Source organism: Actinosynnema sp. NPDC020468 (assembly GCF_040642015.1).
Taxonomy (GTDB): domain Bacteria; phylum Actinomycetota; class Actinomycetes; order Mycobacteriales; family Pseudonocardiaceae; genus Actinosynnema.
This window is the reverse complement of record NZ_JBFAEO010000015.1, coordinates 135,796-149,484: the sequence shown is the minus strand read 5'-3', so window position 1 is coordinate 149,484 and position 13,689 is coordinate 135,796. Positions and strand designations below refer to the sequence as shown.

The following is a 13,689-nucleotide window of genomic DNA, read 5'->3' as shown; positions in this document are numbered from 1 at the left end:
AGGAGGCACACGAGCGGGCAGGCGGCGGCAGGCGGGCAGGCTCGACCTCTCGCGCAGGTCGACCACCACCGGCCCCGTCGGCTCGGGCCGCGGCCGGGCCGAGGTCGCCGGAGGCCGTTGCCATCACCGGGGAACAGGTCGGCGCGGGCCGCCCGGCCGGTCCCGTCCGCCTCAGTTCGCCGGCGACGGGCTCTCGTCGTGGTCGGCCTCCGGGAGCGTGTCGGGGTTCGCGAGGGCCAGCTCCGCCGCGATCGCCTTCGCCTCGTCGATCTTGCGCTGCACCTCGTCCAGCCGGGCTTCCTGCTCGGCCGTGTCGGGCTCGTGCCGTTCGTCCGCCATGCGACCGGGATTGCCCGGCGGGGCTCGGGTCAACCACCCATGACGGATGTCATGGCGGGGTCGTGACGGTCGGCCCCCGCACCGGCACGCCCGGCGCGACAGGCTTGCCCCATGACACAGTCAACAGCTGTCCGCGCCGGCGCCGCAGTCGCGCTGAGCGGTCTGCACAAGGCTTTCGGCGAGGTGCGCGCCGTCGACGGCGTCGACCTCGTCGTGTCGCCGGGCGAGGTGGTCGCGCTGCTCGGGCCCAACGGCGCGGGCAAGTCCACCACCGTCGACATGCTCCTCGGGTTGACCGAGCCGGACCGGGGCGAGGTGGGCGTGTTCGGCAGGTCGCCGCGCGCGGCCGTGGTCGACGGCGTGATCGGCGCGATGCTCCAGAGCGGGTCGCTGCTGGACGACGCGACCGTCGGCGAGACGCTCGGGCTGGTCGCCGCGCTGCACCGCGAGCCGCTCCCGGTCGCCGAGGTGATGGCGCGCGCCGGCGTCGCCGAGCTCGCGAACCGGCGCTGCACCAAGCTGTCCGGCGGCCAGAAGCAGCGGGTGCGGTTCGCGCTCGCGCTGGTGTCCGACCCGGACCTGCTGGTGCTGGACGAGCCGACGGTGGCGATGGACGTCGAGACGCGCCGCCAGTTCTGGCAGTCCATGCGGGACTTCACCGCGACCGGCCGCACCGTCCTGTTCGCCACGCACTACCTGGAGGAGGCGCAGGAGTACGCCGACCGGGTCGTGCTGATGCGGTCCGGGAAGATCGTCGCGGACGGGTCCGTCGCCCAGGTCCGCGCCACCGTCACCGGGCGCACGATCAGCGCCGTGGTGCCGGACTACGACGGCGAGCCGCTGCCCGGCGTGCGCTCCGTCGAAACCCGCAACGAGCGGGTGCTGCTGGTGTGCGACGACTCCGACACCACCCTGCGCGCGCTGCTCGCGCGGTTCCCGCGGGCGCACGACATCGAGATCACCGCGCGGGGCCTGGAGGAAGCGTTCCTCGCGCTCACCGGGGAGGAGCAGGCGTGAACGTCCGATTCCTGGGCCTGGAGGTGCGCCGCGCGGTGCGCAACGGGCGCTACCTGATCTTCACCGTGGCGCTGCCGTCGGTGATGTTCCTGCTGTTCGTGAACCTCTACGGCGGCAAGGGCCAGACGTTCCCCAACGGGTTGTCGGTGGTGACGTCGCTGATGATGAACATGGCGCTGTTCGGGGTGATGTCCGGTCCGCTCGCGACCGGCGCGCGGATCGCGGTGGAACGGGCGTCCGGCTGGCAGCGGCAGTTGCGGCTGACCCCGTTGACGCCGCTGGGCTACGTGCTCGGCAAGGGTCTGCTCGGACTGCTCGTGGCGCTGCCCGGGATCCTGCTGGTCAGCGTGATCGGCGCGACCGTGGAGGGGGTGGAGCTGAGCGCGGGGCAGTGGTTCGCCGTGCTGGGCACGCTGTGGCTGGCGGCGATCCCGTTCGTGCTGCTGGGCATCGTGATCGGGCTGATCGCCACGGCGGACGGCATGCAGGCGATCACCGGCGCGGCGTCGCTGCTGTTCGGCCTGCTGGGCGGCATCTGGATCCCGGCCGAGGCCGCGCCGGGCTGGTTGCGCGGCCTGATGGAGGTGCTGCCGACGTACTGGGCCAAGGAGTTGGCGCAGGCGCCGCTGGTGCCGGGCACCGACGTCGGGCACGCGCTGCTGGTGCTGGGCGTGTGGGTGCTCGCGCTGGGGCTGGTCGCGGCACGCCGGTTCCGCGCGGGCCGGGTCTAGAACCTAGGTTGGCGCCATGCGGAGGTTGGCCTTCAGCTCGCTGTTCGTCCTGGTCTACATCCCCCAGGTGGTCTACGAGGTGGCGACCGGCGGTCGGCCGAGCGCCTGGCGGGTCGCCGCGGTCACCCTGCTGGTGGTCTACTCGGTCGGGTGGCTGGGGCTGCCGCAGGCGCTCTACCGCGACGGCGCGGGCGACCGGGGCCGGCTCGGGTGGTGCCTGGGTTTGACCGCGGTCGGCCTGGCCGTCGTCGGGGTGCTGGGCCTGGAGTACGCGGGCCTGATGGTCTACGTGATGGCGTTGTCCGCGCTGGCGTTGCCGTTGCGGGTGGCGCTGGTGCTCGACGGCGTGGTGTTCGTCGGGTTGGGCGTCGCGATGTTCGTGACCGGGGACCTGCCGCGGGACGCGGGGTCGTTGGGCACGTTGGCGTCGGTGACGTTGGGCATGTTCGCGATGAACCGGTTGATGCGGGCCAACCAGGCGTTGCGGCGGGCGCAGGAGGAGATCGCCGCGCTGGCCGTCGCCGAGGAGCGCAACCGGTTGGCCCGCGACCTGCACGACGTGCTCGGGCACAGCCTCACCACGATCACCCTCAAGGCCGGGTTGACCCGGCGGCTGCTGGAGAAGGACGACGTGGCGCGGGCGCGGGACGAGGTGCACGACATCGAGCTGCTGACCCGGCAGGCGCTGGGCGACGTGCGGGCGACCGTGTCGGGGTACCGCGAGGTGTCGCTGTCGGCCGAGGTGGTGGGCGCCCGGGCGGCGCTGCGGGCCGCCGGCGTCGAGGCCGACCTGCCGCACGCCGTGGACAACGTGGACCCGCGTCTCCAGGGCGTGTTCGGGTACGTGCTGCGGGAGGCGGTGACGAACGTGCTGCGGCACGCCGACGCCCGGCGGTGCGAGGTGCGGTTGGGCGACCGGTGGCTGGAGGTCCGCGACGACGGCCGCGGCACGGGCACCGGCGTGCCGGGCACGGGTCTGCGGGGGTTGGCGGAGCGGTTGGCCGCGGTCGGCGGCACGGTCGACGCCGGTCCGCTGGGCGAGCGCGGGTACCGGCTGCGGGCGGAGGTCGCGTGAACACCGGCGGGGCGGGGCCGCGCGGCGACCGGGCGCCGGTGGTAGGAGTGGGCCGACGAGTGGAGGTCCGGTGATCAGGGTGTTGCTGGCCGACGACCAGGCGCTGGTGCGCGGCGCGTTCGCGGCGATGCTGGGGCTGGAGTCGGACATCGAGGTGGTGGCCGAGGTCAGCTCGGGCGACCAGGTGGTCGCCGCGGCGCGGCGGACGAACCCCGACGTGGCGCTGCTGGACGTGCAGATGCCCGGTCTCGACGGGCTCACCGCCGCCGCCGACCTGCGCGCCGCGCTGCCGACGTGCCGGGTGATCGTGTGCACCACGTTCGGCCGGCCGGGGTACCTGGCGCGCGCGATGGCGGCGGGCGCGGCCGGGTTCGTGGTGAAGGACGCGCCGCCCGAGCAGCTCGTGGACGCGGTCCGCCGGGTGCACCTCGGGATGCGGGTGGTGGACCCGGTGCTCGCGGCCGAGTCGCTGGCGAACGGGCGCAGTCCGCTGACCGACCGCGAGCGCGAGGTGCTGGCGCGGGCGGGCGACGGCGGCACGGTGGCGGACCTGGCGCGGACGTTGCGGCTGTCGGAGGGGACGGTGCGCAACCACCTGTCCGCCGCGATCGGGAAAACCGGGGCGCGGACGCGGGCGGAGGCGGTCAAGGTGGCCGAGGACAACGGGTGGTTGTGACCACCCGATCGGAATGACGACCCTGATCGGCGAATTCCGGACCATTCCGCGCGACCGGGAATAGCCCCCTTTCCCGGGCTGAGCAGCGGAAGTCACCAAGAGTGGCGACCGGGTCCGCCGAATCGGACAACCGGGCGTAACAGATTCGCCCACCCGTCGATTCACGCATCGGTACAGTTGGCATCCGACGTCGGGCAGGGGGAACGGATGCGGGGCGCGGACGCGACACCGGTCGCACTGCCGCCGTGCGCGCCATCCCCGCTGTTATCCGCATCGCCGCGGAGAGCGTGATGACCGACAAGCGGGTGAACCCGTTCGCGGTCCCCTGGTTCGACTCGCCCATGCAACCCTTGCGCCCGTTCGACCACGAGTCGCACGAGGACTTCTACGTCGACGTCGACGGGTCCTTCGCCGAGTACGCCCGGTTCCACCGGGAGATGGGCGACTTCGACTCGATGCTGCGCCGCGGCCGCGTCGCGCTCGTCACCGGCGACACCGGGTGCGGCAAGTCGGCCCTGGTGAACCGCTGCGCCGGCTGGGTGAAGCAGGAGTTGGGCCGACGGGGGCACCGGGTCGAGGTGGTCGACGTGACGCAGGCCGCCGACCCGGACGACCCGATCGGCATCCCGGAGCGGATGTCGGTCGTGTGCGACCAGCTGTTCGACCAGGTGCGCGACCTGGGCGTGCTGCGGCCCGAGGTGGTGGACGAGTTCCGCGGCCACCGGGACCTGCCCCACCGGGTGTACCCGAACCTCGGGGGCTACCTGCGGGCCGACCACGCGCTCGTCGTCCTGCTGCCGGAGGTCGCGCTGGCCCGCGAGGTCGTGGCCTACGCCCGGTACGCGCGGGGCCGCGTGCTGTTCTTCCTCGAGTCCACCGCGCTCGGACCGGACGACGTGCGCGAGGTCGTCCGCGCCACCGAGTCCTTCACCGGCCTGGTCGACCTGCGGCTGGGCGAGTTGCGCGAGGGCGACGTGCACCGGTTCGTGCGGAAGCGGTTCGCCGGGCACGAGGGCGGGTTCCCGCGCCTGCTCGAGGAAACCCTGGACTGGGCGAGCGGTTGGGTGCGGTCGGTGGCCCAATTGCAGCGGAGCATGCACAGCACCTACGGCTACCTGATGGACCAGCGGACCGGGTACGGCGACGACGACGTGGTGACCAAAGAGGACATCACCGCCGAGGTCGGCCGCCAGGCCGGCGGAACGGGGAAGACATGAGCGGCCACCAGGGCACTTCGCCACACAACCCGTTCTCCCCCAACGCGGTGGCGCGGATCGCCGACAAGCAGGAGCGCGAGGAGGCCGACGTCACCGTGGTGACCGACGCGATCCGGCGCGCCGAGCACACGGTCCGGTCCTACGTGGAGCGCCGGCAGTCCGACGCGGAGGGCAGGCCCGAGGGCGCGGTCGTGCTCATCCTCGGCGAGTACGGCACGGGCAAGACGCACCTGGCGCGGCACCTGGTCCGGTTCGCCGACTCGCTCCTGGGCAACCCCGACAGCTCGCTGCACATCGAGGCCACCGCGGAAACCCTGGCGCGCGTCTACGAGCGGATGACCCGGTCGCTCGGCCGGGAGCGGGTGCGCGCGCGGGTCAGCGACTTCTACGCCGACATAGTGGCCAAGCAGCTCCAGGAGACCGGGCTGGCCGGTGACGCGGTGGCGCTGCTGCGCAGCCGCGAGGTCGAGCCGCAGCGGGTGGTGCGGCAGTTGCGGCTGATCGAGAGCGCGCTGCTGCGCGACGTGCTGGCGCAGCTGCGGGCGGTCACCGAGGACGACATGTTCGGCCAGGCGCTGACGCTGATGCTCAAGCCGCAGCTGGAGGAGGTCGTCTGGGCGTGGTTGACCGGCGGCGAGCCGGCGCAGGCGCTGGTCGACCGCGGCATCACCCGGCGCATCTCAGGCCTGACCGAGGTGCTGGACGCGATGGGCGTGCTCGCGCTGCTGTTCGGCGGCTCGCGGACCGGGTTCCTGCTGGTCATCGACGAGTTCGACAAGATCTTCACCCAGGCCACCGAGGTCGACGGGAGCGTGGCGACCGCGTTCCAGTCGCTGCTGGAGGTGTTCCTCAAGGCGGGCGCGTGCCTCGTGCTGTGCGGCAGCCCGTCGTTCTGGGAGGCGATCGACCCCAGCACGGCCCAGCGCATCGTGATGCCGGTCGAGATGCCGAACTGGAGCACCGAGCAGGCGCGCGAGTACGTCGAGCTGGCGCAGGCGGTGGAGTTCGGCGGGCCGCGGCTGGCGCCGTTCACCCGGGAGACCGTCGACTACCTGGTCAACCTGACCGCCGGCAACCCGCGCCAGGTGATCCGGATGTGCCACCGGCTCTACCGCGCGGCGGGACCGGACGGCGAGGTGACCGTCGACCTGGTGCGCGACGAGAGCCGGCAGCTGTGGGGCGCGCTGCGCGCCGAGGACGTGGAGGCCGCCGCGCGCCGGGTGCTCGACGCGAACGGGTGGACCTACCAGCGCGACCACTACGTGACGGTGAACGGCAAGGTCGACTACTGGATCACCTTCGGCGACCGGACCGGCGCGTGCGCGGTGCTGTTCAGCGAGTCGGTGCTGGACCAGGCGGACGTGGACGAGGTGCTGCGGCGGGTGGTCGCGGTGCGCGAGGCGCAGTCGGACGTCGAGATGGTGCTCGTGGTGCACGGCGTGGTGGCGGGCGAGCAGGCCGTGCTGCTGCGCGGACCGCTGGGCGGCGAGCCGCTGACCTACCGGGTGCGCAGCTTCGCCGAGGACTTCAAGGCCGCCGTGCAGGCCGCGGTGTGGCGGCTGCCGTCCCGCGAGCGCGGCGACTCGCTCGGCTCGCTGCACCAGCGGCTGGACCAGGTCAACCGGCAGTACGCCAGCCTGCACGGGTTCGTGGAGCAGCTCGCCGAGCACGTCGACGGCGTGCGGTCGGCGGCGGACCGGCAGTTCGGCGCGGTGCGCCAGCAGCTGACCGACGTCCAGCGGCGGATCGGCACGCCGGTCGCCGAGTCCGCCGCGCCCGTCCTGCCCGCGTCCGTCGAGCAGCTGTTCCGCGCCGCGGTGGACGCGCTGGACTCGGTGACCCAGCTGGACGTCATGCTGACCGAGGCGTTCGGGCCCGAGCCCGACCCGGTGCTGTCCGACGTGCAGACCAGGGTGTACTCGAAGGTGCACGTCGAGGCGTTCGGCGTGGCGAACCTGGTGTCGCACGCGGTGCGCGCCTTCCAGGCGGCGGTCGAGCGCTGGTACCGCGAGACGGACGCGGTGGCCCGCCCGGTCGACCGCGAGGCCGAGTCCGGCCTGGACGACCTGTGCCGCTCCTACGACGCGGTGACCGAGTACCTGCCGCTGTACCGGCTCTACCCGCTGGCCGACCAGCCGTGGACGCAGGCGTCCGGCCCGATGGCCGACATCGGCCGCCCGAACCGCCAGGCCGACCTGCACCTGGCCCTGGACGACCTGAGCGCCCGGGTCCGCGATGCCGTCCTGCGCCCGACCCGCTCGGGCGGCTGACCCCGGACCGGACGCGCTTCCCCCGACACCGCTCCGGCTCCGGTGCCCGGCGTCCTCGCACCCGTTCCGGCGGCACGGCCCAGGCCCGCACTACGGCCACACCGCGCCGGTTTCCGACGGCCGGGACCCGCTCCACTTCGGACACCCACGCCCGTTCCGGCGGCAGCGCCCACCGCCGCCCGGACCAGGCGCATGTCGTGGTGGCACACCTCGGATCCGGGTCAGCGCGTCGTGTACGGGCGGGCCAGGTCGGCGAGGCGGTGGTCGGCGTTGGTGACCTGTTCCTGGTCGATGGTCACGCCCACCAGGTAGGCGCGCGGGTTGAGCCGGTAGTAGTAGATCGCGCCCTGCTCCACGTCCAGGACCAGGCGCAGCAGCGGACCCTCCGGGCCGACGCCCGCGTTGAGCTGGTTGAACCGGCGCGCCAGGTCGACCAGCTCCCGGCTGAACACCCGGTAGAAGTTCCGGCGCGCCTCCACCGTGATGCCGACGAAGAACGACCGCAGCGACGGGTGCGCCAACTGGTCGGCCTCGAAGCCCACGCCGTCGGTGGTGCAGTAGGCGACGTAGTGCAGGTCCTCCGCGCGCACCGCGTCCAGGCAGGCGCGGGCCAACCCGGCGGGCAGCTCGTCGGACGTGGTCCGGCTCCACGGTTCGAGCGGCGGGTGCAGCGAGGTGAGCGACGGCGTCTCGCCCTCGCTCTCGTAACCGCCGGGGTTCTGCGACAACTGGCGGACCAGCTTGCGCAGCGCGGTCGCCAACGCGGACAGCTCCCGGTCGGCCTGGAGCACCTCCGGCGTGCGCGACAGCGCCAGGTCCGGCGGCGGCACGCCGCGGCTCAGGCCGACGACCGACTGGCCGGGCACCACCGAGTTGCACTGGAGCGAGCCGGACGCGGTGTGCAGGACGGTGCGGATGAGCAGGCCGGTGCGCGCGCCCAGGAGCCGGGTCTCGACCCGCGCCACGAACGAGTCGAGCCGGCGGCCCAGTCCGCGCAACGCCTCCCGGCCGCGGTAGTCCGGGCCGAGGCGGTCGGCGGAGAGGTTGAACAGGCCCTCGCCGTAGTGCGAGACGTGTGCCAGCGCGGGCGTCTTGCGCACCGCCGAGACGCACGCCTCCAGGGTTTCGGTGAACTCCTCGCCGAGGAACCGCGCTTCCTCCACGTGCGGCTCCACGTCGCCGGACTCCGCGTCACGTCGTGGGGATGTCGACATCCAGATCCCTCCAGTCCCCGTCCGCTCCGGACGTCCGCACGACATCGAGGTTGGCCGCGACGCCGTCGGTGACCGGGTGCTGCTCGCCGAGGTACTCCGCGCAGTCGGCGTGCAACTCCTCCAACAACCGCGCGGCCTCGACCGGGTGGTCCTCGGCGGCGCACCGGATCGACGCGTTGCGCGCCACGAGCGTCCACGGGTGCGCCGGGCCGAGCCGGGTGCGCAGCCGCTCGTGCGCGAAGTCGATCTCGCCGACGGCCTCTTCGTGCTCGCCCGCCGCGTGCAGGCAGGTGCCCAGCGTCAGCCGGGTGAGCGCGACGAACGGGTGGTCGTCGTCGTACTCGGGTCGACCGCGGAACTCGGCCAGCACGTCCCGCGCGAGCGCGACGGCCTTGCCCGGCTCGCGCAGCACCCGGTGGTCGATCGCGAAGCTCAGCCGGCACCCCTGGGTGTCCGGGTGGAACTGCCAGTTGTGCTGCCGGTGCATCTCGGGCCACGCGGCGCCGTTGCGGTCCCGGGCGCGACGGGCGCGCAGCGGGTTGCGCTCGCGGCCCGCGAGCAGGCGCTCGGTGATCGCGAGCTGCCACTGCGCGCCCAGCACCTCCAGCTCCGAGCCCTGCACGGCCGGGTCGCGCAACCGGTCGCGGGACTCGCGCAGCTGCTGCTCGGCCTCGTGCAGGTGGCCGAGGTCGCGCAGGTACACACCGTGCTTGACCTGGGAGCGCAGCGAGTGCCGCGACTCCGGGCCGAACAGCCGGCGGCGGCGGTCGAGGTTGTCCTGCTCGATCTGGAGCGCGGCCCTCGTGTCACCGGACAGGAACAGCGAGTTGGCCAGGTTGTTGGCCGCGAAGCGGGAGTGCGGGTGGTCGGGGCCGAGCGCCTGGAGGAAGCCCTTCCAGGTCGTCTCGTCCTCCTGCACCGCCTCCGCGTACTGGCCGAGGCCGCGCAGGTCGCCGCCGAGGCCGCGGGTGCTGATCAACGTCTGCGGGTGGCCGCGGCCCAGGGTGCGGCGCTGGTAGAGCAACGCGTCCTGGTCCAGCTCGTAGGACACCTGCGGACGGCCGTGCCGGCGCTCCAGGTTCGCCAGCTGCGCGCCGAGCCGCGCGGCCAGCGGGTCGCGCGGGCCGAACCGGTCGCGCCACGACGCGAGCAGCTCGTGCGCCAGGTCCGTGGTGCCGAGGTCGACGCCGACACCGCCGTCGGTGAACAGGAACCGCAGCTGGTTGACCAGCCAGCGGCGCACCCTCGGGTTGTCGCTCGCGGGCGCGTCGGACGCGAAGACGTGCTTCTGCAACTCGCGGAACCGGCCGACCCGGTGCTTCGCGCGCTCGCCGTCGACCTCGTCCACCTCGGTGGGCGCGAACCCGGCGAGCACCTCGAGCACCCGCGCCTGCCGGCGGCGGGCCTCGTCGGCGGGCATCGCGCCGCGCAACGCCCGCCGCACCACCCGGTGCAGCCGCAGGGAGTCGTTGCGGCCCCAGTCCACCTGGAACAGTCCCCACCGGACACCGGTCCACAGCACCCGGTCGATCTCGCCCGAGTCGAGCGCGAGCGTCGCGGCGTGCAGGTCGTCGAGCTCCACCAGCGCGTCGATCATCGCGCGGGACCGGACCAGCTCCAGCCCGACGCCCTCGGGCGAGAGGAACGTGCACAGCTCGGCGAGCAGCACCGCGACCGGGCCCGCCACGTCGTCCCGCAACGCGTCCAGCAGCACCGCGAACACCCGTTCGGCGACCTCGCCGTCCTGGTCGCGCTGCTCCTCGAACCGGTCGAGGAACGTCCGCACCGGACCGGACACCGCCTTCGGCCCGGTGCCGCCGGAGCGGCGGTCCGCGTCGACCGACTCGACCAGGTAGGCCGCGGCGAGCTGGAGCCCGAGCGGGGTGCGGCCGACCGCCTCGGCCACCTCGGTGGCGTCCTCGTCGGACAGGATGCCGGGCACGCTCGCGGTCAGCAGCGCCTTGGCGTCGGCCGGCGCGAGCGCGTCGAGCCCGAGGTCGGGCTGGGCGGTGTCGGCGGTGATCAGCACCGTGCCGGGCCCGCCGAGCGCCTCCGCCTTGGCCAGGATCTCGGCCACGTCCGCGTTGTCGTAGACCAGCAGCCAGCGCGGGAAGCTGAAGCCCTTCTCCAGCGCGTCCAGCGCGGAGGTCATGCCGGAGGCGGGCGCCTGCTGGCGGGTGCGGCGGTTCTTGGCGACCGCCTGCCGCATGCCCTCCTCGAGCCTGGTCAACGCGATCGCCTCGGCGCCCGCGTCGTGCGCCGGGATCCACCACACCAGGTCGTAGTCGCCCGCGAACCGGTAGGCGTACTCCAGCGCGAGCGCGCTCTTGCCGATGCCGGCCGAGCCGCCGACCACGAACGCGCCGGGCCGGAGGAGCACCTCCGCGCGCAACGCCTCCAGGTCGTCGTCGCGACCCACCAGGCGCTCGTGCCGGGACGGCAGCGCGAGCACGTCCGGCGCGCGACCCGGGAACCGCCGGAGTTCGACCACGTCGAGGTCGGAGGCGAACAGTCCGAAGTGCTTGCGCAGCCGCGCCGCGACGACCTCCTCCCGGGCGCCGGGCACCAGCACGGCGGTACCGGAGCGCGGTGGCTCGGGACCGCCGGCCTCGACCACCAGCCGGACCACGCCGGCCGACCGCGGCAGGTTCCCGTTCGCGACCGCGGCCAGTTCGGCCGAGGACACCAGCAGCACCTCCGCAGGCTCCGCGCCGTCGGGCAGCCGGTCCGCCCGCGCCGGCACGGTGGTCGCGCCCGCGCGGTCGAGCACGTCGCGGCCCCAGTCCGCCCAGACCCGGTCGGCGGGCGCGTAGACGACGTGGATCGCCTGGTCCCCGGGCCCCGCCTCGACGCCGATGTGCGCGCGGTAGAGCCGCCGGGTGCGCGGGTGCGGCGCGGGCACCGCGTCGACCTCGCCCGCCGTCACCGCGCTCGCGAGCCTGCCGTACTGGGCGACCGACCCGTCGGGACCGTCGTCGTCCTCGGCGAGCACCGCGACGCGCGGGCCGTGCGCGGCGTCGGACCGGAACGGGATGCGCACCGGGTGGGCGCCCGGCGCGGTGAAGTCGGCGAAGTGCCGGTCGATCTCCACGAACGGGTCGCGCTCGGTCTCGCGGTTGCCGCCGACCCACAACGCCACCGGCACCACGTCGAGCTTGACCCGCACCCGACTCTTGAGCTCGCGGGCGAGGCCGGCGGCGCGCGGGATGGCGCGCGAGCGGGCCTGGAAGCACACCACGGCCGTGTCGGCGGTGTCCGCGATCAGGGTGAGGCCGGTGTCCGTGCCGCCCGTCGGGGCGTCGATCAGCACGTGGTCGTAGTCCAGCGCGGACAACTCCGCGCGCAACGCGCCCGAACCGGCCTCCAGCGGCACGTCGCCGCCGGCCGAGCCGGGCGCGTAGACGTCGATGTGCCCGTGCGTCGGGCCGGGCACGTCGTAGCGGTCCACGGTGAACGACGGCTTCAGGCCCGGCGCGCTGTAGACGGCGGTGAGCAGCCGGCCCGCCTCGGGCGGCAGCACGACCCGGCCCGCGTGGAACGGCTCCAGGTACTCGGGCACCCGCGGCGACTCCGAGCCCCAGTCGACGACCAGCACCCGGCGGCCGGCCGCGGCGAGGGTCCAGGCCAGGTTCACCAGTGCGCTCGTCCGGCCCGCGCCGCCCACCGCGGAAAGGAATGCCACGACAGAGGGTCTCGTCGCGCCGCTCATCTGCTTCTCCAGTCGCCCGTCGGCCGCCGGTGGAATTGCCTCGTCCGCTTTTATGCGGATCCGAATGCGTGCTCACTCGAATGGAGGCAGGGCGAACCGCGTGGTGTTCGGCGAAACGCGACCATCTTCGCGGACCTTCCCCCTGCGGCGGTGCGGTGCGATTCCCCATCGTAGTGCGACCGCGAACGCGATGTGGGAAATGCCCCGATCGGCGCAAGAGGGTCCGGTGACCGTCCCGGAATTGTCCTGTCCGACGCGGACGGATCCGTTGTGGACCGCAATCCTGGGCCGGCGAACCGGATTCACCCGGATGCCGGAGCGGGCAACGGCATGTCGACGCTGCTCAGGGGGTACACAGGGGTCCCACCCACCACCTTCGGGCGACCCCGCCCGGCGACTTGCCGGAAGACGGGCGGGGTCCGCTCCCGCTGTACGAGGAGCAGGAACATGGGTAGCACACCACCTCGCACCGCACACCTCGCCGCTTCGTCGCCGAGGAGGTCGTGATGGCGCACGTGCGCGATCTCGTGGACGCCCGCACGGGCGACGTCTTCGACCAGCCGACGCCCTTCGGCCTCGTCTACCCGGTGCGCACCGCGGACGACGCCGCCACACCCGGTCAGCGCGGCCGGACCTGGGAGTACCTGGTCGCCACCGGCCGGGACCTGCGCCCGGCCGGGTGACCGGCCCGGATCTTGCCGGAGCGGCAACGCGGCTTGGCGCTGCGGCCGGTCGGGCCGGATAGTGCGCCCATGACGAAGACGGCGCAGTTCTGGGAGGACTTCTACCGCGACCGGCCCGTGTGGTCCGGGAACGTGAACGTGGCGCTGAAGCGGGAGGCCGCGAAGCTGACGCCGGGCACCGCGCTCGACCTCGGGTGCGCCGAGGGCGCGGACGCGATCTGGCTCGCGGGCCAGGGCTGGCGGGTGACCGGCGCGGACGTGTCGACGGCGGCGCTGGCCCGCGCGGAGAAGGCGGCCGCGGACGCGGGCGTGGTGGTCGACTGGCAGGTGCACGACCTGGCGGAGACCTTCCCCGCAGGGGAGTTCGACCTGGTGTCGGCGCAGTTCCTGCACTCGCCGGTGGCGCTGGACGGCGAGCGCGAGTCGTTGATCCGGCGGGCGCTGGGCTCGGTCGCGCCGGGTGGCGTGCTGCTCGTCGTCGGGCACGTCGGGTGGCCGACGTGGGCGACCGAGCAGCGCCACCACGACGTGCACCTGCCGACCAACCCGGAGGTGCTGGCCTCGCTCGACCTCGGCCCGGACTGGCGGGTGGAGGTGGACGAGGTGGTGCCGCGCGAGGTCACCAGCCCGGAGGGCGTGGCGGGCACCACCGACGACGGGGTGCTGGTGATCCGCCGGCTGAAGTAGGTCCGGCGACAGAGGCGCGGTCGGTCGGAAGGCTGACGCGCCAACGGGTTTCGCCCTGACACAGTGATCGC

Annotated in this window: 11 protein-coding genes; 8 read left to right on the top strand and 3 right to left on the bottom strand. The window is 73.7% G+C overall.

Translation table 11 applies throughout. From position 1 onward, the window contains the following. Positions 1-171: 171 nt before the first annotated feature. Positions 172-339, bottom strand: coding sequence for a hypothetical protein (locus AB0G50_RS13950; protein ID WP_360106954.1), 168 nt, complete (start codon positions 337-339; stop codon positions 172-174). A 111-nt stretch (positions 340-450) separates the two neighbouring features. Between AB0G50_RS13950 and AB0G50_RS13945 the strand changes: the two genes are divergently transcribed. The 6 genes from AB0G50_RS13945 to AB0G50_RS13920 all read left to right on the top strand — a co-directional run bounded on the left by AB0G50_RS13945 (position 451) and on the right by AB0G50_RS13920 (position 7,325). Then, positions 451-1,356, top strand: coding sequence for an ABC transporter ATP-binding protein (locus AB0G50_RS13945; RefSeq protein WP_360106951.1), 906 nt, complete (start codon positions 451-453; stop codon positions 1,354-1,356). Beyond that, positions 1,353-2,087, top strand: coding sequence for an ABC transporter permease (locus AB0G50_RS13940; protein ID WP_360106948.1), 735 nt, complete (start codon positions 1,353-1,355; stop codon positions 2,085-2,087). Before AB0G50_RS13945 ends, AB0G50_RS13940 begins: the two co-directional genes overlap by 4 nt. A gap of 16 nt (positions 2,088-2,103) precedes the next feature. Then, entirely contained in the window at positions 2,104-3,162 is a 1,059-nt protein-coding gene (locus AB0G50_RS13935; RefSeq protein ID WP_360106945.1) for a histidine kinase, read from the top strand. Between the two features lie 70 nt (positions 3,163-3,232). Beyond that, positions 3,233-3,838 carry a response regulator transcription factor gene (locus AB0G50_RS13930; protein ID WP_360106942.1) on the top strand — a complete coding sequence of 202 codons (606 nt, stop codon included), beginning with the start codon at positions 3,233-3,235 and terminating at the stop codon, positions 3,836-3,838. A gap of 245 nt (positions 3,839-4,083) precedes the next feature. Continuing rightward, the gene (locus tag AB0G50_RS13925) at positions 4,084-5,055 is read left to right on the top strand and encodes a hypothetical protein (protein ID WP_360106939.1); all 972 of its coding nucleotides are present in this window, start codon (positions 4,084-4,086) and stop codon (positions 5,053-5,055) included. Continuing rightward, positions 5,052-7,325, top strand: a complete 2,274-nt coding sequence (locus AB0G50_RS13920; protein ID WP_360106936.1) for an ATP-binding protein — start codon at positions 5,052-5,054, stop codon at positions 7,323-7,325. Before AB0G50_RS13925 ends, AB0G50_RS13920 begins: the two co-directional genes overlap by 4 nt. Positions 7,326-7,546: 221 nt before the next feature. Here AB0G50_RS13920 and AB0G50_RS13915 read toward each other — a convergent pair whose 3' ends face one another. Further along, positions 7,547-8,539 carry a hypothetical protein gene (locus AB0G50_RS13915; RefSeq protein ID WP_360106933.1) on the bottom strand — a complete coding sequence of 331 codons (993 nt, stop codon included), beginning with the start codon at positions 8,537-8,539 and terminating at the stop codon, positions 7,547-7,549. Continuing rightward, the gene (fxsT, locus tag AB0G50_RS13910) at positions 8,517-12,221 is read right to left on the bottom strand and encodes an FxSxx-COOH system tetratricopeptide repeat protein (RefSeq protein WP_360106930.1); all 3,705 of its coding nucleotides are present in this window, start codon (positions 12,219-12,221) and stop codon (positions 8,517-8,519) included. The genes AB0G50_RS13915 and fxsT overlap by 23 nt, the downstream gene beginning before the upstream one ends. Positions 12,222-12,754: 533 nt before the next feature. Here fxsT and AB0G50_RS13905 point away from each other — a divergent pair. After that, positions 12,755-12,931 (top strand): hypothetical protein, encoded by a 177-nt coding sequence (locus tag AB0G50_RS13905; RefSeq protein ID WP_360106927.1) that lies wholly within the window; start codon positions 12,755-12,757, stop codon positions 12,929-12,931. Positions 12,932-13,000: 69 nt separating this feature from the next. Then, positions 13,001-13,618: a class I SAM-dependent methyltransferase gene (locus tag AB0G50_RS13900; RefSeq protein ID WP_360106924.1), complete on the top strand. Its 618-nt coding sequence runs from the start codon at positions 13,001-13,003 to the stop codon at positions 13,616-13,618. Positions 13,619-13,689 lie beyond the last annotated feature (71 nt).